This is a genomic window from Mycolicibacterium bacteremicum (assembly GCF_002086115.1).
Lineage (GTDB): Bacteria > Actinomycetota > Actinomycetes > Mycobacteriales > Mycobacteriaceae > Mycobacterium > Mycobacterium bacteremicum.
The window spans coordinates 171369-194635 of the sequence record NZ_MVHJ01000003.1 but is presented as its reverse complement, the minus strand read 5'-3'; the positions used below and the strand labels follow the sequence as shown (position 1 = coordinate 194635).

21 protein-coding genes and 2 tRNA genes are annotated in these 23267 nt (G+C 69.4%); 17 read left to right on the top strand and 6 right to left on the bottom strand.

The features are described from left to right. Positions 1-21 precede the first annotated feature (21 nt). Positions 22-474, top strand: coding sequence for a hypothetical protein (locus tag BST17_RS05030; protein WP_083055833.1), 453 nt, complete (start codon positions 22-24; stop codon positions 472-474). A gap of 11 nt (positions 475-485) precedes the next feature. Here BST17_RS05030 and BST17_RS05025 read toward each other — a convergent pair whose 3' ends face one another. Continuing rightward, the gene (locus BST17_RS05025) at positions 486-2513 is read right to left on the bottom strand and encodes a TPM domain-containing protein (RefSeq protein WP_083055832.1); all 2028 of its coding nucleotides are present in this window, start codon (positions 2511-2513) and stop codon (positions 486-488) included. 83 nt (positions 2514-2596) lie between these two features. Here BST17_RS05025 and BST17_RS05020 point away from each other — a divergent pair, with 83 nt between their 5' ends. From BST17_RS05020 to BST17_RS05005, 4 genes are all read left to right on the top strand, one after another. Continuing rightward, positions 2597-3898 (top strand): deoxyguanosinetriphosphate triphosphohydrolase, encoded by a 1302-nt coding sequence (locus BST17_RS05020; protein WP_083055831.1) that lies wholly within the window; start codon positions 2597-2599, stop codon positions 3896-3898. Positions 3899-3918: 20 nt separating this feature from the next. Beyond that, positions 3919-5856 (top strand): DNA primase, encoded by a 1938-nt coding sequence (dnaG, locus tag BST17_RS05015; protein ID WP_083055830.1) that lies wholly within the window; start codon positions 3919-3921, stop codon positions 5854-5856. A 55-nt stretch (positions 5857-5911) separates the two neighbouring features. Continuing rightward, a complete protein-coding gene (locus tag BST17_RS05010) occupies positions 5912-6199 on the top strand; it encodes a DUF7155 family protein (RefSeq protein WP_083055829.1) in 288 nt (95 codons plus the stop codon). A 267-nt stretch (positions 6200-6466) separates the two neighbouring features. Then, entirely contained in the window at positions 6467-6694 is a 228-nt protein-coding gene (locus tag BST17_RS05005; RefSeq protein ID WP_083055828.1) for a hypothetical protein, read from the top strand. On the opposite strand, the gene BST17_RS05000 is transcribed toward BST17_RS05005, so the two are convergent. Further along, positions 6691-6957 (bottom strand): hypothetical protein, encoded by a 267-nt coding sequence (locus BST17_RS05000; protein WP_083055827.1) that lies wholly within the window; start codon positions 6955-6957, stop codon positions 6691-6693. The genes BST17_RS05005 and BST17_RS05000 overlap by 4 nt on opposite strands. A 132-nt stretch (positions 6958-7089) precedes the next feature. Between BST17_RS05000 and BST17_RS04995 the strand changes: the two genes are divergently transcribed. Then, positions 7090-7162: transfer RNA gene (locus BST17_RS04995), tRNA-Asn, on the top strand. 29 nt (positions 7163-7191) lie between these two features. Next, positions 7192-7740: an LppP/LprE family lipoprotein gene (locus BST17_RS04990; protein WP_083055826.1), complete on the top strand. Its 549-nt coding sequence runs from the start codon at positions 7192-7194 to the stop codon at positions 7738-7740. 134 nt (positions 7741-7874) lie between these two features. Here the strand turns inward: BST17_RS04990 and BST17_RS04985 are convergent, their stop codons facing one another. Beyond that, positions 7875-9845 carry an acyl-CoA dehydrogenase family protein gene (locus BST17_RS04985; protein WP_083055825.1) on the bottom strand — a complete coding sequence of 657 codons (1971 nt, stop codon included), beginning with the start codon at positions 9843-9845 and terminating at the stop codon, positions 7875-7877. A gap of 80 nt (positions 9846-9925) precedes the next feature. On the opposite strand from BST17_RS04985, the gene BST17_RS04980 reads away from it, so the two are divergent. Beyond that, complete coding sequence (locus BST17_RS04980; RefSeq protein WP_083055824.1) at positions 9926-10648, top strand: VIT1/CCC1 transporter family protein; 723 nt, start codon at positions 9926-9928, stop codon at positions 10646-10648. On the opposite strand, the gene BST17_RS04975 is transcribed toward BST17_RS04980, so the two are convergent. Both BST17_RS04975 and BST17_RS04970 read right to left on the bottom strand, forming a co-directional pair. Continuing rightward, the gene (locus BST17_RS04975) at positions 10649-11854 is read right to left on the bottom strand and encodes an MFS transporter (protein ID WP_083055823.1); all 1206 of its coding nucleotides are present in this window, start codon (positions 11852-11854) and stop codon (positions 10649-10651) included. A gap of 14 nt (positions 11855-11868) precedes the next feature. Further along, positions 11869-12318, bottom strand: coding sequence for a MarR family winged helix-turn-helix transcriptional regulator (locus BST17_RS04970; protein ID WP_083055822.1), 450 nt, complete (start codon positions 12316-12318; stop codon positions 11869-11871). Positions 12319-12424: 106 nt separating this feature from the next. Here BST17_RS04970 and BST17_RS04965 point away from each other — a divergent pair, with 106 nt between their 5' ends. The 8 genes from BST17_RS04965 to BST17_RS04930 all read left to right on the top strand — a co-directional run bounded on the left by BST17_RS04965 (position 12425) and on the right by BST17_RS04930 (position 22600). Further along, positions 12425-14434 carry an ABC transporter ATP-binding protein gene (locus BST17_RS04965; protein WP_083055821.1) on the top strand — a complete coding sequence of 670 codons (2010 nt, stop codon included), beginning with the start codon at positions 12425-12427 and terminating at the stop codon, positions 14432-14434. Continuing rightward, positions 14431-15252, top strand: a complete 822-nt coding sequence (locus tag BST17_RS04960) for a CbiQ family ECF transporter T component (RefSeq protein WP_109750004.1) — start codon at positions 14431-14433, stop codon at positions 15250-15252. The genes BST17_RS04965 and BST17_RS04960 overlap by 4 nt, the downstream gene beginning before the upstream one ends. A gap of 9 nt (positions 15253-15261) precedes the next feature. Further along, entirely contained in the window at positions 15262-16782 is a 1521-nt protein-coding gene (locus BST17_RS04955) for a PucR family transcriptional regulator (protein ID WP_083055819.1), read from the top strand. Positions 16783-16911: 129 nt separating this feature from the next. Next, the gene (locus BST17_RS04950) at positions 16912-18165 is read left to right on the top strand and encodes an NAD(P)/FAD-dependent oxidoreductase (protein ID WP_083055818.1); all 1254 of its coding nucleotides are present in this window, start codon (positions 16912-16914) and stop codon (positions 18163-18165) included. Between the two features lie 81 nt (positions 18166-18246). After that, on the top strand, positions 18247-18741 hold the full coding sequence (locus BST17_RS04945; protein WP_083055817.1) for a GreA/GreB family elongation factor: 495 nt from the start codon (positions 18247-18249) through the stop codon (positions 18739-18741). A gap of 25 nt (positions 18742-18766) precedes the next feature. Further along, the gene (locus BST17_RS04940) at positions 18767-20284 is read left to right on the top strand and encodes a TldD/PmbA family protein (protein ID WP_083056061.1); all 1518 of its coding nucleotides are present in this window, start codon (positions 18767-18769) and stop codon (positions 20282-20284) included. Beyond that, positions 20281-21651: a metallopeptidase TldD-related protein gene (locus BST17_RS04935; RefSeq protein WP_083055816.1), complete on the top strand. Its 1371-nt coding sequence runs from the start codon at positions 20281-20283 to the stop codon at positions 21649-21651. Before BST17_RS04940 ends, BST17_RS04935 begins: the two co-directional genes overlap by 4 nt. 130 nt (positions 21652-21781) lie before the next feature. Further along, on the top strand, positions 21782-22600 hold the full coding sequence (locus BST17_RS04930) for a carboxymuconolactone decarboxylase family protein (protein ID WP_207573571.1): 819 nt from the start codon (positions 21782-21784) through the stop codon (positions 22598-22600). On the opposite strand, the gene BST17_RS04925 is transcribed toward BST17_RS04930, so the two are convergent. Beyond that, on the bottom strand, positions 22590-22970 hold the full coding sequence (locus BST17_RS04925) for a phage holin family protein (RefSeq protein WP_083055815.1): 381 nt from the start codon (positions 22968-22970) through the stop codon (positions 22590-22592). The two genes, BST17_RS04930 and BST17_RS04925, sit on opposite strands and share 11 nt — an antisense overlap. 69 nt (positions 22971-23039) lie before the next feature. On the opposite strand from BST17_RS04925, the gene BST17_RS04920 reads away from it, so the two are divergent. Beyond that, a tRNA-Ile gene (locus BST17_RS04920) sits at positions 23040-23113 on the top strand. The last annotated feature ends 154 nt before the right edge of the window (positions 23114-23267 follow it).

The window sequence follows — 23267 nt, the reverse complement described above, 5'->3', positions numbered from 1 at the left end:
GATCTACGACGGAGTGCTCCGATGAGAATCGCCCGGTACCTGACGGTGCTGCTGCTGTTGTGCGCGCTGCCCGGATGCGCGACGGGGGACAAGGCCCGTGACGAAGGAGGCCAGGGGATGCCCGTTTCGGCGGAGACCGCCGCGCAGTTCGGCGATGTGACACTGCCGGCGGGGGTCCAGGTGTTGGCCACCGACACCGATTCGGGTCGAGATACCCGCTACCGCCTGGCCTTGCAGATGAACGAAGCGCAACTGAGCGAATTCCTCGGCCAATTCCCGGAGCCGCCTGGTCCCTCGGACATCCCGAAATCGACATCGGTGCTCGCCGGGCCGGAACTCGGTTCGGCGCCCGATCCGCGCTACGTCCAGGATCGGGTCGCCACCGCCGCACACGGCACCGTGACCCGCGAGATCATCGTCGACGAGCGCGCGCCCGACGAGATCTTCGTACATCTGTCGATGTACACGACCTAGAAGTACACGGCCTAGAAGCGGCCGCCGCCCCCGCCGAAGCCGCCACCACCGCCGCCGAAACCACCGCCGGATCCGCCGAACGATGTCGACCGCCAACTCCCACCGCCAACGCTGCCCCCCAGCCCACCGCGCAGCGCCCCGGACAGGATGTTGCCGATGATGATGCCGCCCAGCACCGCACCGGTGTTCGAGCCGCCCCCGTAGTGCTGCGAGTTGTAGGCCTGGTGGGCGGCGCTGACGTCATTGTTGGCCAGCTGCTGGGCCTGCATGGCCAGCGAGGTCGCGCCGTTGGCATGCGCGATGGCCGTCGGCAGATCGGTACCTGCCTTCTCCTGTGCCGCCTGCAGCTGACGGACCGCCTCGGCCAGCCGGGTGCGGGCCTCCGGGCCGACACTGCCGCGTCGGGTGTCGATGAAATCGCTCACCCCGCGCACCCGCGACTGCGCGGCCGCCAACGCCTGCTCATAGGACCGCTGTAGGCGCTGCTGTGCCTCCCGCTCCTCCGCGACGACGGCCAGCAGCCGGTCCAGATCGGCGTCGGCCTGCGTGAGCGCCGTGAAAGCACCGAGCGGGTCGGTGTTTCCGGACGCCTGCGCCGTCGCGACCGCCTGGGCGGCGGCATCGCGGGCCGACTGCAGTTCGGCGACCTCGTCGAAACCGCCGCGGCTCAGCTGCGCGTCGGCGGCCGCGATACCGGCCTGCACGTCGGCGATCTCTTCGGGCAGGGTCGCGATCGCCCGGCTGATGTCACCGGCCGCGCTGTCGATGGCGTCGAGCATGGTGCGGGCCTGTCCCAGCGCCGATTCGGCGGCACGCATGGAGTCCACCAGTCCGGCCTGCTGACCGGCGGGCCGGGCCACCAGCGCGCGGGCGTTGCCGATGTTCTGGTCGGCGAACTCCAGCCGGTGCTTCGCGGTGTCGACATTGTCGATCACCGAATGCAGCGCGGTCGGCGCGAACTGCCGGTTCAGCTCGGCGAGGGCCTGTTCGGCGGGCGTGATGCGGGTGGTCAGGTCGATCATCTGCTGGGTCAGCACATCGAGGCGCGCCGGCGCGTTGATGACGAGGTCGCGCATCTGCGCGAACGCCTCGCGCTGGGTGTCGAGTTCGCGGTCGGCCCTGGCCGCGGCCACGATCACCCGGGTCAGCAGGTCGCGGCGCTGCGCGGCGGTCTCCGGCACGGTGTCGTCGAGGATCTGTCGCACGTTGAACGCCTGGGTCAGGGTGGTGCGGGCCGCGTTCACGGCGGCGGTGAACGGGGCGGTTTCCTGCTCGCCGAATTCCTCGACCGCCAACGTCAATTCGTTCTCGCTGGTGCGCACGGCGTTGTCGACCTCGACGACGATCGAGCGCGACAACTCGTCGAGGGTGTCCAGCGGCACCGCGGCGAGCGCGGTGGGGTTGGTCGGGTCGATCCGTTGCGCCGCGGCCAGATCGGCCTCGCGGCGCTTGCGCTTGCGCCGCCGCGACCACAACACCAGTCCCAGTACCGCGATCCCCAGCACCGCCAGCATGGCCAGCACGCCGAACCAGTTCAGTCCCGATGACGAGGTGGTGGCGCGGGCATCGAGGCCATCGGCGGCCGCCACGGCCGCGGCCGCCCAGTTCCCGTCGCGCAGCGCCGGCTCGATCTCATTGCGCCGCAGCGTGTTCGCTTCCGAATCGCTCGCCGCCGCCGATCCGGTCAGGAAGGCGTAGGCGCGATCGGCGGTCGCGACCGCCAGCAGCGCGTCGTATTCACCGAGGTCGCTGGCCCGCAGGGTCGCCTGCGCCCACGGCTCGGCGCTCTGCCCTGAGAAGGTGTCGACGAAGACCACCCACAGCCGCACCTGGCGGTTTGTGTAGAGCCGGTCGACGGCCTGGCTGACCTGGTTCATCCCCGCGCCGCCCAGCGCGTTCGACTCGTCGACGATCTGGCTGGGCAGCCGGAACGGCGGTCTGGCCGACGCTTCGGGCGCGGACAACAGCGCGATGGGCGCCGTCGACAGGCCCGCGGCGAGGACCACGAGCAACAGGGAAAGCAATCGGGCGAGGCGCATGCCCGTCAATCTAGTGACTTCCTCGACGTTCGGGCGGTAGTCATGTCCGATGTACCGGCGCCGGGCTGGCAGACTGTCAGCCGGTGGCCACGCAACGCAACACATCCGACTACGACGACTTCGACCGGCAGCGGCTGGTGTCGGAGTCGCCCAAGGGTGCCGGCCTGGGATCGTCGAAGCTGACCGACAGTGACATCGGGGCCACCGAGCACCGCACCGACTTCGCCCGCGACCGGGCCCGGGTGCTGCATTCGGCGGCGCTGCGCCGACTGGCCGACAAGACGCAGGTGGTCGGACCCCGGCATGGGGACACGCCCCGCACCCGGCTCACCCACTCGCTGGAGGTCGCCCAGATCGGCCGGGGGATGGCCGTGGGCCTGGGTTGCGATCCCGACCTGGTGGACCTGGCCGGCCTGGCCCACGACATCGGTCACCCGCCCTACGGGCACAACGGTGAACGAGCCCTCAACGAGATCGCGGCCCCGTTCGGTGGCTTCGAGGGCAATGCGCAGAACCTGCGTATCCTGACCCGACTGGAACCGAAAGTCCTTGCCGAGGACGGTCGTTCGGCCGGACTGAATCTGACCCGGGCGGCGCTGGACGCGGTCACGAAGTATCCGTGGTCGCGGGCGGAGAACCCCAGGAAGTTCGGCTTCTACGACGACGACATGGCCGCTGCGAACTGGTTGCGTGACGGTGCGCCGGCACATCGCCCGTGCCTGGAGGCCCAGGTGATGGACTGGGCCGACGATGTCGCCTATTCGGTGCACGACGTCGAGGACGGGGTCATCTCCGGGCGCATCGATCTGCGGGTGCTGGCCGACAACGACGCCGCCGACGCGCTGGCCCGCCTGGGCGCCAACGCCTATCCGGCGGTGTCCCACGACGACCTGCTGTCGGCCGCACAGCGGCTCTCGGAGATGCCGGTGGTGGCCGCGGTCGGTAAGTACGACGGCACCCTGGCGGCCTCGGTGGCGCTGAAGCACCTGACCAGCGAACTCGTCGGGCGCTTCGCCAACGCCGCGATCTCGCAGACCCGGGCGGTGGTGGGCGGCGCGCCGGTGCTCAAACGCTTCGACACCGAACTACACGTGCCCGCCGAGGTCCGCGCCGAGGTCGCGGTGCTCAAGATGCTGGCGCTGCAGTTCATCATGTCCGATCACCGGCACCTGCAGATCCAGACCGACCAGCGCACCCTCATCGAGGAGGTCGCGCTCGCGCTGTGGGCGCAGGCTCCCAGCAGCCTGGACCCGCAGTTCGCCGCGGAATTCGCCGTCGCCGCCGACGACGGGGCCCGGCTGCGGGTGGTCATCGACCAGATTGCCTCCTACACCGAGTCCCGGTTGGAGCGGGTGCACGAGGTGCGCTCACCGCGGCCGCTGTGACGGGCCGATAGACTGCGCCGATGGCCAATGAAGCGACGCGGGGCGGCCGGGGCCGCATCCCCGATCGCGATATCGCGGCCATCCGGGAGCGGGTCCGCATCGAGGACATCGTCGGCGACTACGTGCAGTTGCGCCGCGCCGGGGTGGATTCGCTCAAGGGTCTGTGCCCCTTCCACGACGAGAAGTCGCCGTCGTTCCACGTGCGGCCCAACCACGGGCACTTCCACTGCTTCGGCTGCGGTGAGGGCGGCGACGTCTACGCCTTCCTGCAGAAGATCGAGCACGTCAGCTTCGTCGAGGCCGTCGAACTGCTCGCCGACAAGGTCGGCTACACCGTCACGTATTCCGGCGGCGCGGCCACCAACGTGCAACGCGACCGGGGAAGTCGCAGTCGGCTGATCGCGGCCAACGCCGCCGCGCAGGAGTTCTATGCCGAGCAGCTGCGCTCGGAGGAGGCGGCGCCGGCCCGCCAGTACCTGATCGACCGGAACTTCGACGCCGATGCCGCCGCGAGGTTCGGCTGCGGATTCGCCCCGTCGGGGTGGGACAAGCTGACAAAACATCTGCTGCGCAAGGGATTCGAGTTCAAGGAACTCGAAGCGGCCGGGCTGTCCCGGGAGGGCAAGCGTGGTCCGATGGACCGGTTCCACCGTCGGCTGCTGTGGCCGATCCGGGTGTCCTCGGGGGAGACCATCGGGTTCGGTGCCCGACGGCTGTTCGACGACGATCACATGGAAGCCAAGTACGTCAACACCCCGGAAACCGTGCTCTACAAGAAGTCTCACGTGCTGTTCGGTCTGGACCTGGCCAAACGCGATATCGCCAAGGGGCATCAGGCCGTGGTGGTGGAGGGCTACACCGACGTGATGGCGATGCATCTGGCCGGGGTGACCACCGCGGTGGCCGCCTGTGGCACCGCCTTCGGTGACGAGCACCTGTCGATGTTGCGCCGACTCATGATGGACGACAACTTCTTTCGCGGTGAGTTGATCTACGTCTTCGACGGTGACGCGGCCGGCCGGGCCGCGGCGGTGAAGGCCTTCGAGGGTGAGCAGAACCTGGCCGGGCAATCCTTCGTGGCTGTGGCGGCCGACGGTATGGACCCCTGCGATCTGCGGCTGCGCTCCGGTGACGGCGCGCTGCGTGACCTGGTGGCCCGCCGCGCCCCGCTGTTCGAGTTCGCCATCCGCACCGCCCTGGCCGAACACGACCTGGACAGTGCCGAGGGGCGGGTGGCCTCGCTGCGCCGCTGCGTGCCGATGGTGTCGCGGATCAAGGATCCGACGCTGCGCGACGAGTACGCCCGGCAGTTGGCCGGCTGGGTCGGTTGGCAGGACGTCGGGCAGGTGCTGGGGCGGGTCCGCGAGGAGGCCGGTCGCAAGGGGCCCCGCACCGGCCGCGCAGCCAGTGCGCCCACCCGGCGCGGCGGCGCGGAGCCCGCGGACCGGCCGGCACCGGCGATCGCGCGGCCCAACCCGATGGACCCCACGCTGCGGCCACAGCGGGAGGCGCTCAAGTCGGCCCTGCAGTATCCGGTTCTGGCCGGGCCGGTTTTCGACAGCCTGGGCCAGGAAAGCTTCACCCACCCGGCCTATGCGGCGGTGCGGGCGGCCATCTCCGCGGCCGGCGGGGTCTCGGCCGGACTGTCCGGGGCGCAGTGGATCGAGGCAGTGCGGGATCTCGCCGGTGACGCGGCCGGTCTGGTCAACGAGCTCAGCGTGGACGCCATCAAGATCGACGACGACGAGCGGCTGGCCCGGTACATCTCCGGGGTACTGGCCCGGCTGCAGGAGGTCTCGGTCGGACGGCAGATCGCCGAGGTCAAGTCCAAGCTGCAGCGGATGTCGCCGGTGGACAACAGCGATGAGTACCACGCCCTGTTCGGTGATCTGGTGGCGATGGAGACCTACCGCCGCAGCCTGCTCGAGCAGGCCAGTGGCGACGACTTGACTGCATGATCGCGACGTAACCGTTATGGTTGTAGCGCAGCCAACTGTCTAGAAAGGCTCCACCGTGGCATTTCTGAGCAATCAGACACGCAAGTTCGTCGTCGCCGGCGCCTTCGCGGCCGCCGTCGCCGCGGCGCCGGTGCTCGCCCTCTCGACGGTTCCCGATGCCAGCGTCGAGGCCAAGCCGTGCCTGGCGTGGTTCGGCAACAAGGAAGACGGGCACTGCCTGTCCTATTCGAACGGCAACGGCGTCGCCGTCGGCACCCCGGGTGCCGGGTTGTGCGGCGGCGGAATCTGCACCGGGCCGGTGTTCCCCGGTAACACCTGGAACACCAACATCCCGATCGGCTGAGCCGGCCGTCTCCACACGTCCTCCGACCGCACAGTCGCGGGACAGTCGTTTCATAGCGGCCGCACAGGTCGCTGTCGCAGACTTTGCATGCCCGGTCGTGCTGACCCCCGACGGCCCATCCGGGTGTGCGGCGCGCGATCCCCGAGCTCGCGCGCCGCACCTGGGCACAGCCCGGTCATAGTGTGCGAATGGTCATCGTGTCGCGTCCCTTTCGTTATCTGCCGACGAGAGACTCATAGCCTCGATCGACAACTGGAGGGCCGGCACGTGAACGCTGAGGAGAGCTACGGCGCGATCCCGGCGACCAAGGGGGTCGGCGTCCTGGCCACCGCGGTGGTCACCACATTGGGTATCGCGCTCTACGGCGGCACTCTGGAGAACTCCGATCTACGGATACCGCGTGCCTCGGTCGAGCTGACGCCGAGTGAGGCGCCGATGGCCGGCAATGATCTGCCGACCGACATCGCCGCGTTGAGGTCCGAAGACAGGCCCTAGTCGGGGCGGCCGTTGCGTGGCTGCGCGTCGGGCTGTTCGGGATGCAGAACCGATGTCTCGGCGTCGATCGCCGTCAGCCGCACCATCTGCGGGTCGGGTGACACCCGGTCGGCCACCTTGCGGCGCCCGGCGTCCAGCACGGCCTTGGTCGCCGGGTTCTCGGTGACCGCCTTGTAGGTCGAGGCGATCTGCTCGTAGCGGCGGCGGCCGGCTTTCGCGCCCAGCACGTAACCGACCCCCAGTACGAAGACGAACCGGAACACGAGGCTCCTTCCACGGTGACAGCAGGACTGCCACCATCCTGCCTCACCCGCCCGCCAAGGTGGCGACGGGGCTTCTGACCAGTCGATTCTTCGACCGCGGGGTGTATGCGCTAGAGTCTGACCTCGGTTCATTCCCCTGTAGCTCAATTGGCAGAGCTCCCGACTGTTAATCGGGCGGTTATTGGTTCGAGTCCAATCGGGGGAGCTTCTCTTCCAGAGACGTAGGCTCGCGATATGCGGCTGACGCACCTTCCTCCAGATCCGCCGAGAGCGACGAAATGGTCGCTGCGACGGCCGAATCGCCGCCATTTCGTCACTTTCGCGCTGACCGCCGCGGCCCTGTCGCTCACCTCATGCGGCTGGAGTCCGCAGAATTCGGCCCCGCAGGCCACGTCGGACTGCGCCGCCTCGGACACCCCGACCGCCGAGACGGTCCGGGCCGCCATCGAGAAGGTCGGCGAGCGCTGGACCGAGACATCGCGTGGACACACCGGCGACTGCCGGCTGCACTGGGTGGTCATCGGTACCGGCGACACGGCTCCCGATGCGGCCGTGCAGGTGCTCTTCTTCGATCGGGACAAGCCGCTCGGCCCGCCGACACCGCGACCGCGCCCGTACACCACGGTGGTGCCGCTCAGCGACAGCACCGCCACCGTGCAGTATCAGTGGTTGCGGGGCACGGACAAGCCGTGTTGCCCGACCGGAATCGGTCAGGTCCGCTTCCAGATCGGCACGGACGGCACGCTCACGGCGCTGGATCCGATCCCGACGCCGACGCCGTGACCTTCAGCTCATAGAGCTCGATGAGGGTGTCCTCGACGTGTTGGAGGGGTTCGGCCGATCGGGTCGCCTGACAGATCGCGATGGCCCCCTCCACCGCGGCCGGTGGCCGGGCAAAGCCCGGCGCACCTGACGGGCTACTTGGGTTCGATGGTGCCGGAGCTGACGGCGTCCTGCTCCTGGTGCTCGTCGGCATCCGGGATGTGCTCGGGATGCAGCATCTCGGCATACCGCAGCTGCTCGGGGATCCCGAAGCCGTCGACCAGCAGTTCGGCGTGCGGACGCAACCGGCGGCAGCGGTCGTTGATGCCGCGGGTCACCGCCTTGGCGCGTTCGGTGGACAGGAACCGGTGCTCGACGAACCACGCCTTGTCGTCCTCGATCACCGACAGCGCGTACAGATCGCAGACCATACCGAGGATCTCGCGGGCGTCCTCGTCCTCGCAGGCGTCGATGCCGGCGACGAACGCCTCCAGGATGATCCGGTCGATATGCGCCTGCGCGGTGTGCAGCACGTGATCCTGCACCGAGTTGAAGGCGTCGAACGGGGACATCTCCTTGGCCTTGCTCTGCAGCCGGCGTGCGACCGAGGCAAGCATGTACTCCTCGCGGTCCTCGAACATCTTGACCTGGGTGCCTCGGTTGAACAGCGAGCCCTCTTCCTCGTTGTCCTCGCGGGTATCCACGATGGTCTGCATGATCGTCTGTGCCGCCGTGCGCTTGAGCACCCGCTCACCGGCGAAGTTGGCCGCGAAGCGCACCCACTCCACCGGGCTCATGCCCTTGATGTCATCGGCGTAGGAGGTCAGCAGTTCCTTGGCCACCAGCTGGGTGAGCACGTGGTTGTCACCCTCGAAGGTGGTGAACACATCGGTGTCGGCCTTCAGTGCGATCAGGCGGTTCTCGGCCAGATAGCCTGCGCCACCACAGGCTTCGCGTGCCTCCTGGATGGCGCGGGTGGCGTGCCAGGTGTTGGCGGCCTTCAGGCCCGCCGCGCGTGATTCCAGTTCGCGCTGCTCCTCGGCATCCGGATTGTCCGAGGTCTGCAATTCGTGGCACTTGGCCACCAGTTCGTTCTGCGCGAACTGCAGCGCGTAGGACTTGGCGATCAGCGGGAAGAGTCGACGCTGGTGCACCAGGTAGTCCATGATCAGCACCTCGTTCTCCGAACCGGGTGCCTCGAACTGCCTGCGCTCCAGGGCATACCGGGTCGCGATGTCGAGTCCCACCCGCGCCGCGGCGCCGGCGCTGCCGCCGACGGTGACGCGACCGCGGATCAGGGTGCCCAGCATGGTGAAGAAGCGCCGGCCCTTGTTCTCGATCGGCGACGTGTAGGTGCCGTCCTCGGCGACATCGGCATATTTGTTGAGCAGGTTCTCCCGGGGGACCCGCACCTGGTCGAACTGGATGCGTCCGTTGTCGACACCGGGCAGACCACCCTTGTAGTGGCAGTCCGAGGTGGTGACGCCCGGCAGGTCGTTGCCGGCGTCGTCGCGGATGGGCACCACGAAACAATGCACGCCGTGTCCCTCGCCCTTGGTGATCAGCTGCGCGAACACCGCTGCCACCCTTGCCGTCTCGGCCGCGCCACCGATGTAGTCCTTACGCGAGGACGGGGTGGGGGAATCGATGACGAATTCCTGGGTCTGCGGGTCGTAGGTGGCCGTCGTCTCCAGGGACTGCACATCACTGCCGTGACCGGTTTCGGTCATCGCGAAGCAGCCCAGCAGTTCCAGGTTGATGATCTTGCGCACATACGCGTTGTGGTGGCGTTCGGTGCCCAGATTCTCGATGGCGCCGCCGAACAGGCCCCACTGCACACCGGCCTTGACCATCAGCGACAGGTCGCTCATCGCGAGCATCTCGATCTGGGTGACGGCGGCACCGACATCACCGTTGCCGCCGTGCTCCTTCTTGAACCCGTCCTCGGCCGCGCCGCGCGCGGCCATGATCTTGAGCTGTTCGCCGACCTTGGTGCGGGCGATGACGGTGTTCGGCGTGTAGTGCGGCCGGAACACCTCGCCGGCGAGCTCGGCGCGAACCTGGTTTTTCACGTCACGCCAGCGGCCGTCGAGCGCGTTGCGGAGGTGATCAGCGGTAGTGGTCATAGCAGACGGTAACGTGCCCACCCGCGCGGCAAGGTAAACCTGAGTACAACCTCAGGAAATGCGCAGAGTTGAATGTCGCCATGACCGATCCGGTATCCCCGACCGGCCTGCCGCACGTCGCCAGCCACCGGCACGCCGATGTCACCGGCGGGTGGCTGCGGGCGGCGACCTTCGGTGCGATGGACGGTTTGGTGAGCAACACCGCACTGATCGCCGGGGTGGCCGCGGGCGCCAGTGCGAACGCGGTGGTGCTCTCCGGCATCGCCGGACTGCTGGCCGGCGCGTTCTCGATGGGACTGGGGGAGTACACCTCGGTGACCACCGCCAACGAGCAGATCGACTCCGAGGTGAAGGTGGAGCGACGGTCGTTCACCAAGGATCCCGAGGCCGAGCGGGCCGAACTGACCGCGATGTTGATCGACATGGGGATGACACCGCAGACCGCGGCGGCGGCGACCACCGAGATCCACCGGGACGAGAACCGGGCCCTGAACTTCCACCTCGTCCAGGAACTCGGCGTCGACCCGCGGGAGAAACCCTCGCCGTGGGTCGCCGCCGGGTCCTCGTTTTTGATGTTCACCCTCGGCGCGATCGTCCCGCTGATCCCGTATCTGCTCGGCTACGACTCGCTGTGGGCGGGGTTGCTCTGTGGCGGAACAGGTCTGGCGATCGCCGGCGCGACGGCGGCCAAGTTCACCCGGCGCGCACCGCTGTGGTCCGCGCTGCGGTTGCTCGGGCTCGGCGGTGCCGCGATCGCCGCCACCTACCTCGTCGGTTCCGTTGTGGGCGTGGCGGTCACCTGATCAGTTGCCGACGGTGACGGCGGTGGCCTCGTCGCTCAGCTCGTCCACCTCGTCCTCGGGCGCATCGATCCCGGCGAGGTGACCGCGCGCGGCGAACAGCAGTGCCGCACCGACGGCGACCGCACCCGCGCCCACCCAGTAGGGCAGATGGACGCTGACCTGCTCACCGAGCACGCCGGCCAGCCACGGCGCGACCGCCGCACCGCCGAAGCGCAGGAAGCTGTAGGCCGCCGACGCGACGCCCCGCTCGACCGGAGCGGCCTTCATCACTGTCTCGGTGATGAGGGTGTTGTTGATGCCGATGAACAACCCGGCGACCACCACACACGTGGCGAGCACCACCTTGTCGTTCGTGCCGATCGCCATCACGACCAGCGTCGCCGTCATCGCCAGCAGGTTGACCACCAGCGTCGGCACCGTGCCGAATCGGTGTTGCAGCCGCGGGGCCACCACCACCGACGTGAATGCCAGCGCCACACCCCATCCGAAGAAGATCAGCCCGATCTGGTGGGCGTTCATGTCCAGCGGGAACGGGGTGAAGGCCAGCAGCGTGAAGAAGCCGAAGTTGTAGAGCAACGCGGTCACCGAGACGGCCAGCAGACCACGGTGGCGCAGCGCACGGAACGGGTCGATCAGGCTGGTGGCCCGGGCCGGGCGTGGTGTGGTCGGCAGCAGGAAGACCGTGACGACCAGGGCCAGGGCCATCAGCGCCGAGACACCGAAGAACGGGCCGCGCCACGAGATGGATCCGAGCACACCACCGACCAGCGGCCCGATCGCGATGCCCAGTCCCAGCGCCGCCTCGTAGAGGATGATCGCCTGCGCCACCGAACCACGGGCGGCGTTGACGATGGTGGCCAGCGCGGTCGCGATGAACAGCGCGTTACCCAGCCCCCACAGGGCCCGCCAGCCGACGATCTCCATGACCGTCTCGGACATGCCCGCCAGCCCGGCGCCGGCGATGATGATCACCAGGCCGAGCAGCAGGGTGTTCTTCGGGCCGATCCGGCTGGACACCACCCCGGTGATCAGCATGGCCACGCCCATGACCGCCATATAGCTGGTGAACAGCAGCGACACCTGCGAGGGCGAGGCGTTCAGGTTGTCGGCGATGGGCTTGAGGATCGGGTCGACCAGGCCGATGCCCATGAAGGCAACGACGGAGGCAAAGGCAACGGCCCAAACGGCTTTCGGTTGACGCCACATGGCGTGCGGACTCCTTACTTCGATCGGCGGTCCTGCTGGGCATCGTCGAGCAGCCCGCGCAGCACCTGTATCGCCTCGACGAGCGCGTCGCGCTGGGCGCCGTCGAGGTGTTCCAGATAGGGGTTGATCGCGGCACTGCGATCGGCGCGCACCCGGTTCAGCGTGGCCCGGCCCTCGTCGGTGATGCCGATGAGCACGGCACGGGCATCGGCAGGATCCTCGATGCGCGAGACCAGACCGGCGTCCTCCAGGCGGCGCACCTGGGTGGTCATCGTCGGTTGTGAGCAGTGGTCGATCGCGGCCAACTCGGAGATGCGGGTCTGGCCCTGGTCTTCGATGGTGGCCAACAATCGGGCCTGCGCGAACGGCAGCGGCAGTTCGATCCGCTGGTTTGCCAGCCGGTTGATACGCGCGACGACGGCCAACAGGTCGGCGCCGAGTGCGGCCGGGTCCGTTCGATTCACCTGATCCAGGTTACATAGAATTGCTATGCATCGGCAAATCTGGTGGCGTGGCTACCGTCACAGTGCGGGCGTCCGAAGCACTCCGCTCAGCTGGCAGAATCGGGTGATGCCTCCCGGTCCGCCGCCCCCTCGCCGGGCCGGCTCGTTGTTGCCGGGGGAGTTGGCGCAGGCCTCGGTCATGGCCGCGCTGTCCGCGGCCATCGCGATCATCGCCGTCGTCGTCCCCTTCGCCGCCGGGCTGTCGCTGCTGGCGACGGTGCCCATGGGCCTGCTGGCCTACCGGTACCGGCTGCGGGTGGTGCTGGCCGCCACCGTGGCCGGCGCGCTGGTCGCCTTCATCATCGCCGGGATCGGCGGGCTGATGACCGTCCTGAACTGCGCCTATATCGGCGGACTGGTCGGCATCGTCAAGCGACGCGGTCGGGGCCTGCCGACCGTGGTGGCGGTGTCCGTCGCCGCCGGCGCGGTGTTCGGCGCGGTGATCGTGGTCGTCCTCACGCTGGCCACCCGCATGCGTGAACTGGTCTTCACCGCCATGACCGCCAACGTCGACGGCACCGTGGCGATCCTGAGCTATGTGCCCGACCTGCAGCCCGTCGCCCAGCAGGTCCGCGAGATCTTCGGGCTCCTGCTGGAGCACTGGCAGATCCTGATCTTCGGCTACGGTCTGGGCGCCATCGTCGTGGTCGGACTGGTCGGCTGGTGGGCGCTGTCACGCGTGCTGGCGCGCCTGGCCGGCGTGCCGGACGTGCACAAGTTGGAAGCCCTCGACGAGCCGGGGCCGGTTGCCCCGATGCCGTTGCAGCTGCGCGATGTGGTGTTCCGCTACCCGGGCACCGACCGCGATGCGCTGGGGCCGGTGTCGATGGCCGTGCACCCCGGCGAGCACATCGCCGTCACCGGCGCCAACGGCTCCGGTAAGACCACCCTGATGCTGGTGCTGGCAGGCCGGCCGGTCACCGACGGTGTCGTCGAGCGCCCCGGCGCGGTCGGTCTGGGCGCGCCCGGCGGCACCGCGGTGATCATGCAGCACCCGGAGAGTCAGATCCTGGGCACCCGCGTCGCCGACGATGTGGTGTGGGGCCTGCCCGCGGGCAGCACCGTGGACGTGCCCGCGCTGTTGGCCGAGGTCGGCCTCGAAGGACTCGAGGAACGTGACACCGGGGGGCTGTCCGGCGGCGAACTCCAGCGCCTGGCCGTGGCGGCCGCGCTGGCCCGCACACCGTCGCTGCTGATCGCCGACGAGGTCACCAGCATGGTCGACCAGGAGGGCCGCGACGGCCTGATGTCCATGCTCGCCGAGCTGACCCGGCGCCGGAACATGGCCCTGGTGCACATCACCCACTACAACGGCGAGGCCGAGGCCGCCGAGCGGGTGGTCAACCTGACCGGCGGCTCACCGATGGTGGAGTCGGCCGAGCCGCCCACGTCGACCGGCGCGGTCCACAACGATGTGCCGGTGCTCGAACTGTCCGGTGTCGGACACCGCTACGGTGACGGAACACCCTGGGCGACAACCGCTCTGCACGATATCGATCTGGTGGTCAACGAGGGTGACGGTGTCCTGATCCACGGTCTGAACGGCTCGGGCAAGTCGACGCTGGCCTGGATCCTGGCCGGGCTGACCGAACCCACCACCGGTACCTGCCTGCTGGACGGCAAGCCGGTGTCCGAACAGGTGGGCGCGGTGGCCCTGTCGTTCCAGGCGGCCCGGTTGCAGCTGATGCGCAGCCACGTCCACCGCGAGATCGCCTCGGCCGCCGGGTTCTCCTGGAAGGACCGGGCCAAGGTCGAGGCCGCGCTGGCCACCGTCGGACTGGAACCCGAACTTGCCGACCGCCGCATCGATCAGCTCTCGGGCGGCCAGATGCGTCGGGTGGTGCTGGCCGGGCTGCTGGCCCGCTCGCCGCGCGCCATGGTGCTCGACGAACCGTTGGCCGGTCTGGACGCCACCAGCGCCCGCGGGCTGCTGCGGCTGCTCGTGGACCTGCGCCGCGGCGGCCTGACCATCGTGGTGATTTCGCATGACTTCGCCGGCCTGGAGGAGCTCTGCCCGCGCACCCTGCACCTGCGCGACGGGGTGCTGGTGCCGGTGCCGACGGGAGCGCCATCGTGAGCGAACAGAAACGCCCGCTGGTCCTGTTGCGGCCGGTGCCCGGCGACACCGTCATCCATCGGCTCTGGGCCGGAACGAAACTCATCGCCGTCTTCGCGCTCGCCGTCCTGATGGTGCTCTACCCCGGCTGGATCCCGATCGCACTGATCACCGCGCTGCTGACCGCCGCGGTGCTGCTGGCCCGCATCCCGCGCGGTGCGTTGCCGACGATCCCGGGCTGGGTGTGGTTGCTGATCCTGTTCGGCGGGGTCACGGCGGCCTTCGCCGGTGGCACCCCGGTCGTCACGCTGGCCGGCCTGGAGCTCGAGCTCGGCGGCCTGCTGAAGTTCTTGCGTGTCACCGCGGTGTCCTTCGTGCTGCTGGGCATGGGCCTGATGGTCTCGTGGACCACCAACGTCGCCGAAATAGCGCCTGCCATATCCACATTGGGCCGTCCGCTGCGCTGGCTGCGCATGCCGATCGACGACTGGGCGGCCACCGTCGCGCTGTCGCTGCGGGCCTTCCCGATGCTGATCGACGAGTTCCGGATCCTCTACGCCGCCCGCCGGCTGCGCCCGCGCGAGCTCCCCGAATCCCGCCGCGAACGCGGTAAGCAGCAGGTGTCGGATCTGATCGATCTGCTGGCGGCTGCGGTGACGGTGGCCCTGCGCCGGGCCGACGAGATGGGTGACGCCATCACCGCCCGCGGTGGTGCCGGTCAGCTCTCCGCGGCGCCGTCCCGACCGAAGGCCGCCGATATCGTCGCGCTGGCGGTGCTGGCCGTCGTGTGCGGGGTGGCCGGCTACATCGAGGGGTTCACCTTCCTGGCCACCACCTAGGCTGCCCTGGTGATCACCTTGGATCGCCTGGTGAACGTGCTGGGCGGATACGGCGTGGTGACGCGGCCGGGTGCGGTGCCGCGCAGCACCGAGCTGCGCAGCGTGGTGTTGCCCGAAAACGCCGGCGGAAAGCCGGTATTCGGCGATGTGCTGCTGGCCATCGGCGCCGACTCGGTGCGCCAGGCGGTGGGCTGGGCGGTGGCGGCCGGTGCGTCGGTGGTCCTGGTCCGAGGCGGCCACGACGACGGCGCCGCCGAGCTTCCCGACGGTGTCGCCGTGCTGCTGGTGGACGATGCGCTGCCCTGGAGCGAACTGGCGGCGGTGGCCTACGGACTGGTGCTGGAGGGCCGCGAGACCGAATCGGGGCGTGGTCCCACCGATCTGTTCGCGCTGGCGGACAGCCTGGCCGCGGCCATCGGGGGCGCGGTCATCATCGAGGATCGGCATGCGCAGATGCTGGCGTATTCGCGCTTGCAACAGACGGCCGACGCGGCGCGCGTCGAGACCATCCTGCGTCGCGAACAACCCGCCCCGGTACGGGATGCGTTGGCCCGCCGCGGCGTCTTCGCCCATCTGCGCTCGTCCGACGAGCCGCTGTTCGTCGAACCGGATCCGGCGCACGGTCTGACCGGCCGGATGGTGGTGGCCGCCCGGGTCGGGCGGGAGTTGCTCGGCTCGGTGTGGGTCGCCTGCCCCGAGGCGTTGCAGGGGCCGGCGCTGACCGCACTGCGCACCGGTGTGCGCACCGTCGCCCTGCACCTGCTGCGCTCGCGCGCCAGCGCCGACCTGGAGCGTCAGGTGGAGTCGGAGTCGGTTCAGCGTCTGCTCGACGGGACCGCCGACGCCGTCGCGGTGGCCAGCCGGGTGGGTCTGCCGTTGGGGCCATTGCGGGTCATCGCGCTGCGCGCCCGGCTGGAACCCGACCGGCACACGGCGCTGCTGGTGACGTTCGAGAAGGCCACCGCGGGCTTCGGGTGGTCGCGACCGGGGCGCAGCGCGCTCGCCGAGAACACCGTGTACACGGTGCTGCCGGGGGAGCAGGCCGGTATCGCGCGGGCGTGGCTGGACGAGCTGCGCACCGTCCTGCCGGGCCAGGCCACCCTGATGGCCGGGATCAGTGGTGTCGCGGACGCCGCCGACCTGGCCGCCGCCCGGTGGGAAGCCGACGAATGCCTGGCCCTGCACGAGGCGGGAGCACCGGATCTGCCGCCGCCGGCCTACGACGAATCCTGGGACGATCTGGTCCTGCAGCGATTGCGCACCGCGGTGGACAACGGTCGGGGACCGAGCCGGGGGCCGGTGATCGATCTACTGCGCCACGACCGAGACCACGGCACCCCTTATGTGCGGACCCTGCGGGTATGGCTGGAATGCCAGGGCGACCCGGTGCGCACCGGGGCCGCCCTCGGTGTCCACGAGAACACCGTCCGGTACCGGTTGCGCAAGATGGCCGAGGTGGCGGCCATCGAGGTGAACGATCCGCGCAAGCGGCTGGCCATGATGATCGAACTGGCAACCCTCGACCGCTGATTGTCGAGACGCCACAATCGAGCCCTTTTCGGCTGTCGGATTTCGCAACTCCCCGCCATTCGAGGCGACCCATGATGGTCCTGTGAGGCGTCGGGACGCGACGCCGGACGAGTCAGGGAGGGTATCGAGATGGTCGGGGTCGATCGCATCGACGGCGGGCCGCGGCATGTCGTGGTGGTGGGCGCCGGCATCGTCGGCCTGTCCACCGCGTGGTTCCTGCAGGAGCGCGGTGTGCATGTCACCGTCATCGACCGCACCGGCGTGGCGGCCGGCGCGTCATGGGGCAACGCCGGCTGGCTCTCGCCCGCGCTGACCATCCCGCTCAACCAGCCCGCGGTGCTGCGCTACGGCCTCAAATCGCTGTTCAATCCGGCTGCGCCGCTCCATATTCCGCTGCGCGCCGACCTCGGTCTCGCGCGTTTCCTGGCGACCTTCGCCCGGCACTGCACCACCGCGTCGGCCGAGCGCGCGGTGCGGGCCAACCAGCCGTTCAACGCCGAATGTCTGGAGGCCTTCGAGGTGCTGTCCGGCAACGGCGTCGACGTACCGGTGACCGAATCGGCCATCACCGCACTGTTCGAGACCGGTGCGCAGGCCGAGGAACTGCGCGCCGAGATCGCCGCGCTGCAGCGCGCCGGCCTGACCGTCGAGATCAGCGAACTGCGCGGCGCCGACCTGCGGGACGCCGTGCCACTGACCTCGGGAGTGGCCACCGTCGCGGTCGCCGTCGACCGGCAGCGCTACATCGATCCGGGCCGCTTCGTGACCGCACTGGGGCGGGCAGTGGTCGAACGGGGCGCAGACCTGACGATCGACCGGGTCATCGACGTGACACCCCAGGGCAGCCGCGTCACCGTTCGCGGTGCCGGCGGCGCGGACCACAGCGCCGATGCCGTGGTCATCGCCACCGGGGCGTGGCTCAACGAACTCACCGAGCCCTGGGTCCGGGTGCCGGTCCGAGCGGGTCGCGGATACTCGTTCACCGTGCCGATCGACCGGCCGATGCCGGGACCGATCTACCTACCGGCCGAACGGGTGGCGTGTACGCCCTACCAGGGCGCGATGCGCGTCGCGGGCACCATGGAATTCCGCGAACCCGAGGCACCCATCGCCGGCGCGCGGGTGCGCTCGATCATCAGATCGGCCGCTCGCCTGCTCGACGGGGTGCGATGGGATGAGGCACGCGATGTGTGGGTCGGTCCACGGCCCGTCAGCGCCGACGGCCTGCCGGTGATCGGCCAGGTCGGTCCGAGCGTCTACGTGGCCGGCGGTCACGGCATGTGGGGTCTGGCCCACGGCCCGGTGACCGGTCGCATGCTCACCGAGCAGATCACCACCGGCAAGAAGCCGGAAGCGCTGCGCGCGTTCGACCCGGCGCGCTGAACAACTTCCCTCCCGTCGTCCGGGGCGGCGAGCACGTCGTCCCGCCCCTGACGACAATCCACCGATACGAGGAGTGTTTCCATGACCACAGCGACGCCGGTATGGCTGACCCCTGAGGCCCACGCCCGGCTGCTAAACGAGTTGGAGGTGCTGCGCCGCTGGGCGTCGGCCGGGGTCGACGGCGATGACAGCGATGCCGCCGACAGCAACGCCGTCGCGGTGCGGCGTGCCCAGCAGGGGCGCATCCAACAGATCCACGACATGCTGGCCGCCGCCGTGGTCGGGGAGGATCCGCCCAACGACGGGGTCGCCGAACTGGGCATGGTGCTGACCGTTCGTTTCGAGGACAGTGCCGCGGTACCGGGTGGCTCGGCCGGCGGCGACACCGAGACGTTCCTGCTCGGCGTGCGCGGAGCCGACTACGGCGATATCGAGGTGTACTCGGTGAAATCACCTCTGGGCGAGGCGATCTGCGGTGCACGCACCGGTGAGCGGCGGGAGTACCTGTTGCCGACGGGTGGGGTGCAGGCGGTCACCCTGCTCTCGGCCGTGCCGTACGGCCTGCACGCACGCTGACACCCGGGCCGCTACGGTGGGGGCCGTGACAGCCCATTCGGTCGATGCCGATTTCCTCGCCTTACCTCGCCGGGCGCTGGCGGATGCGGCCCTGTCGGCGGCGCTGGCCGCCGGTGCCAGTTATGCCGATCTGCGCATCCACCGGTTGAACACCGAAGTGATCGCGCTCCGTGACGGCGCGCTGGAGACGGCCGTGGTGAGCCGCGAGGTCGGCCTGGCCGTGCGCGTCATCGTCGACGGCACCTGGGGCTTCGCCTCGCACGCCGAACTCGACACCGATGTGGCGGCCGAGACCGCCCGTCGCGCGGTGCGGGTGGCCGGCACGCTGGCCCCGCTGAACGCCGAGCGCATCGAGCTCGCCGAGGAACCGGTATACGACGATCTGACCTGGGTGTCCGGCTATCGCATCGACCCGTTCAGCGTGCCGGCGGCCGACAAGATCGCGGTGCTGGCCGACTACTCCGAGCGGTTGCTCGCCGCCGACGGGGTGGACCATGTGTCGGCCGGCCTGCAGGCGGTCAAGGAGCAGACCTACTACGCCGACAGCTTCGGCACCTCCACCACCCAGCAGCGGGTGCGGGTGCAGCCGGCGCTGGACGCGGTGAGCGTGGATCCGTCGGTCGGCTCGTTCGAGACCATGCGCACCCTCGCCCCGCCGATGGGCCGCGGCTGGGAGGCCGTCGTCGACGAGGGCGTCTGGAACTGGAGCGCCGAACTCGCCGAGCTGCCCGCCCTGCTGGCCGAGAAGGTCAAGGCGCCCAGTGTCACCGCCGGACACACCGACCTGGTGATCGACCCGTCCAACCTGTGGCTGACCATCCACGAATCCATCGGCCACGCCACCGAATACGACCGCGCCATCGGCTACGAGGCGGCCTACGCCGGCACCTCGTTCGCCACCCCCGACAAGCTCGACAGCATGCGGTACGGCTCGCCGGTGATGAACGTGACCGCCGACCGGACGGTCGAACACGGGTTGGCCACCGTCGGTTTCGATGACGAGGGAGTGCGCGCACAGAGCTGGGACCTGGTGCGCGACGGCCTGTTCGTCGGTTACCAACTGGACCGGGTGTTCGCGCCGCGACTCGGGGTGGGCCGGTCCAACGGCTGCTCCTACGCCGATTCGGCGCATCACGTGCCGATCCAGCGGATGGCCAACGTCTCGCTGCAGCCCGGACCCGAGGACCTCTCGACCGCCGACCTGATCTCCCGGGTATCCGACGGCATCTACATCGTCGGCGACAAATCCTGGTCGATCGACATGCAGCGCTACAACTTCCAGTTCACCGGGCAGCGGTTCTTCCGGATCCGCGACGGCCGGCTGGACGGCCAGCTGCGCGATGTGGCATATCAGGCGACGACCACCGACTTCTGGGGGTCGATGGAGGCCGTCGGAGGCGCGTCGACGTGGCGCCTCGGCGGCGCGTTCAACTGCGGCAAGGCCCAACCCGGACAGGTCGCCCCGGTCAGCCACGGCTGCCCCTCGGCCCTGTTCCGCGGTGTCAATGTCCTGAACACACAGGAAGAAGCGGGCCGCTCATGATCGCGCCACAGGATGTCATCGACCAGGCGCTCGCCGAGGCGGCCCGGCTGGGCCGCGCGGCGGAGACCACCGTCATCGTCACCGATCGCGCCGATGCGTCGCTGCGGTGGGCCGGAAACTCCATGACCACCAACGGTGAATCCATCGGACGCAGCACCACGGTCATCTCGGTGGTGCGACGCGGCTCGTCCGCGCACGTCGGTTCGGTCAGCACCACCGAGGTCGACCCGTCGGCCATCGCGGCTCTGGTGACGGCCTCCCAGGACGCGGCGGTGGCGGCGCCGGCGGCCACCGACGCCGCAGACCCGCTGCCCACCGGGCCGGCACCCGTCGACTGGGACGCCCCGTCGCCGACCACCGGTGTCGACGTGTTCGCCGATGTGGCAACGGGTTTGGTACGCGGATTTCGGGAGGCCGACCAGCTCTACGGGTTCGCCCGACACGAGGTGGAGACCACCTATCTGGCCACCTCCGGCGGTGTGCGGCGGCGCTATACGCAACCGACCGGATCGGTGGAGATCAACGCCAAACGCGGCGGTGCCAGCGCCTGGGCCGGGGTCGGAACCCCGGATTTCGCCGGCGTGTCCACCGATGCGCTGCTTGCGGACCTGTCGCTGCGGCTGGGCTGGGCCGAGCGCGCCGTCGAGCTGCCCGCCGGCCGGTACGAGACGTTGATGCCGCCGTCCACGGTCGCCGACATGCTGATCTATCTGGGCTGGAGCATGGACGGTCGGGGCGCGCAGGAGGGCCGGTCGGCGCTGTCGGCACCGGGCGGGACGCGGGTGGGGGAGAAGCTCACCGACCTCGGGCTGACGATGTACTCCGATCCGGCGGCGCCGGGCCAGGAATGCCGGCCGTTCGTCGCGGTGCCGACGTCCTCGGAACAGTCCTCGGTGTTCGACAACGGAATGGACATCGGCCGGGTGGACTGGCTGCGTGACGGCGTCATCAACGCGCTGGCCTACCCACGTGCGGCGGCCGCGGAATTCGATGCGCCGGTGGCGGTTTCGGCGGACAACCTGTTGGTCACCGGCGGGACGGCCGCGCTGGGGGACATGATCGCCTCGACCGAGCGCGGGTTGCTGCTGACCACGCTGTGGTACATCCGCACCGTCGACCCCGCGGTGTTGCTGCTGACCGGGCTGACCCGCGACGGGGTGTACCTCATCGAGGACGGCGAGGTGATCGCGGCGGTGAACAACTTCCGGTTCAACGAGAGCCCGCTGGACCTGCTCCGGCGGGCCACCGAGGCCGGGGTCAGCGAGCCGACGCTGCCCCGCGAGTGGGGTGACTGGGCGACCCGGGCGACCATGCCGTCGCTGCGGATCCCCGACTTCCACATGTCCTCGGTCAGCCAGGCGCAGTAACGGACCCCGGCGAGCGTGCGTGTCTGCGGGCCGACACACCGTGTTCCGGGCGGAGTTTGCGCACGCTCGTGGGAGGGCCGGATTCGGTAATCGCGCGTCGCGGCGCCGACGGGGGGCGGATACTGCGGGTGTGCTCGATAACCTGACCGGCCTGATCGCGTTGTCCCCGAACGGCCTGACCCGCGACAACATGGTGCTGCGCACGGCGTGCGCCCAGGCACTGGGCCTGGAGCCACTGCCCTTCGAGGTCCCCACCGAACCGAGTTCGGAGACCGAGCCGATGTTGGCGGCCGTCGCCGAGCAGTTCAGCACCGATGTCACCGGCGTATCGGTGCAGCAACGCGGCGCGCTGGTGGCGGCGTTCGGGGCCGAGGTGCTCAGCGTTGCCTCGCTGCTGTTCGTCGCCGATTTCCTGCCGCGGGTGCGGGCCGGGCTCGGAGCCCTGGGGATCGAGTTCCCCGACCCGGACGGCTGGGACCACACCACGCATCCGGCCGATGCGCTGCTGAACACGTTCACCGGAGCGGTCGGGGCGCTGCGCGGACTGGATCCACTGACCACCGAGATCATCCGGTTGCGCGGAGCGGTGCAGCACAACTGCCGGTTGTGCCGGTCGCTGCGCGAATCGGCGGCGCTGGAGGTAGGCGGTTCGGAATCGTTGTACGCCGATATTGAGACGTATCAGAACTCGGAGAAGCTGACCGAGGCGCACAAGGCCGCGCTGGGTTATGTCGACGCGCTGATCTGGACGCCGTCGGCGGTGGACGATGCGGCCGCCGTTGTGCTCGAACACTTCTCGCCCGATCAGGCGGTCGAGATCACCTTGGACGTGATGCGCAACGCCACCAACAAGATCGCGGTCGCACTCGGTGGGGACGAGCCGCGGGTGGCCGAGGGGACCGAGGTGTACCTGTTGGGGGCCGACGGGATCCCGGTGTTCAGTTCGTAGCGGTCTTCTTCTTGAACACCAGCATCGGCAGCACGACGGTGGCCACGGCGGTGACCAGCCAGACGACGACGGTGGCGGCGATCCAGGAGCCGACGCCGCGGATGGACAGGCCGCTGGAGAACAGCGACGCGAGGAAGAGCGCAGCGAAGGTGGAGACCAGGCCGATCCCGCCGAGGAAGGCCGTGGCGTAGCGGCTGGCCATCTTCAGGAAGAACGGGGACAGGATCGCCTGGGCGACGGTGAAGATCACCACCGCGGTCAGGAACCCGAGGGGGCGCAGGGTCACGCCCGAGACCAGCCAGGATGCGACCAGCAGACCGATTGCCGAGGAGCCGAGGAAGACCGCGGTGTTCAGTAGGAGTCTGGTCACGGGCTGAGCGTAACCGCGGTGCCGGTCGTTGCGAGGCGCTGTGCGAACATAGGTGCCGCATCACGCGTCGGGGCGGTAGCTCAGTCGGTCAGAGCTGGGGACTCATAATCCCTAGGTCGCGGGTTCGAGCCCCGCCCGCCCCACTTCGAGCATTCGGCTGTCGGCGGCCGCACGCGCCGATCGGGCGCCCGACCGGACACGGTAGCCGGGATCGCTGCCCGCCGCTCCGATCGAACCTGTGGATTCCCTGCTAAATCCCTGTGGCCGAGCCATTTTCGGGTCAGCGGCTACCTGTTG

Excerpts from the sequence above, each read along its gene's own strand:
- BST17_RS04935 (WP_083055816.1), top strand. The coding sequence starts at position 20,281 with ATGATCGCGCCACAGGATGTCATCGACCAGGCGCTCGCCGAGGCGGCC.
- BST17_RS05030 (WP_083055833.1), top strand. The coding sequence starts at position 22 with ATGAGAATCGCCCGGTACCTGACGGTGCTGCTGCTGTTGTGCGCGCTG.
- BST17_RS04945 (WP_083055817.1), top strand. The coding sequence starts at position 18,247 with ATGACCACAGCGACGCCGGTATGGCTGACCCCTGAGGCCCACGCCCGG.
- BST17_RS04950 (WP_083055818.1), top strand. The coding sequence starts at position 16,912 with ATGGTCGGGGTCGATCGCATCGACGGCGGGCCGCGGCATGTCGTGGTG.
- BST17_RS04990 (WP_083055826.1), top strand. The coding sequence starts at position 7,192 with ATGCGGCTGACGCACCTTCCTCCAGATCCGCCGAGAGCGACGAAATGG.
- BST17_RS04965 (WP_083055821.1), top strand. The coding sequence starts at position 12,425 with ATGCCTCCCGGTCCGCCGCCCCCTCGCCGGGCCGGCTCGTTGTTGCCG.
- BST17_RS04980 (WP_083055824.1), top strand. The coding sequence starts at position 9,926 with ATGACCGATCCGGTATCCCCGACCGGCCTGCCGCACGTCGCCAGCCAC.
- BST17_RS05025 (WP_083055832.1), bottom strand. The coding sequence starts at position 2,513 with ATGCGCCTCGCCCGATTGCTTTCCCTGTTGCTCGTGGTCCTCGCCGCG.
- BST17_RS04975 (WP_083055823.1), bottom strand. The coding sequence starts at position 11,854 with ATGTGGCGTCAACCGAAAGCCGTTTGGGCCGTTGCCTTTGCCTCCGTC.
- BST17_RS04985 (WP_083055825.1), bottom strand. The coding sequence starts at position 9,845 with ATGACCACTACCGCTGATCACCTCCGCAACGCGCTCGACGGCCGCTGG.
- dnaG (WP_083055830.1), top strand. The coding sequence starts at position 3,919 with ATGGCCAATGAAGCGACGCGGGGCGGCCGGGGCCGCATCCCCGATCGC.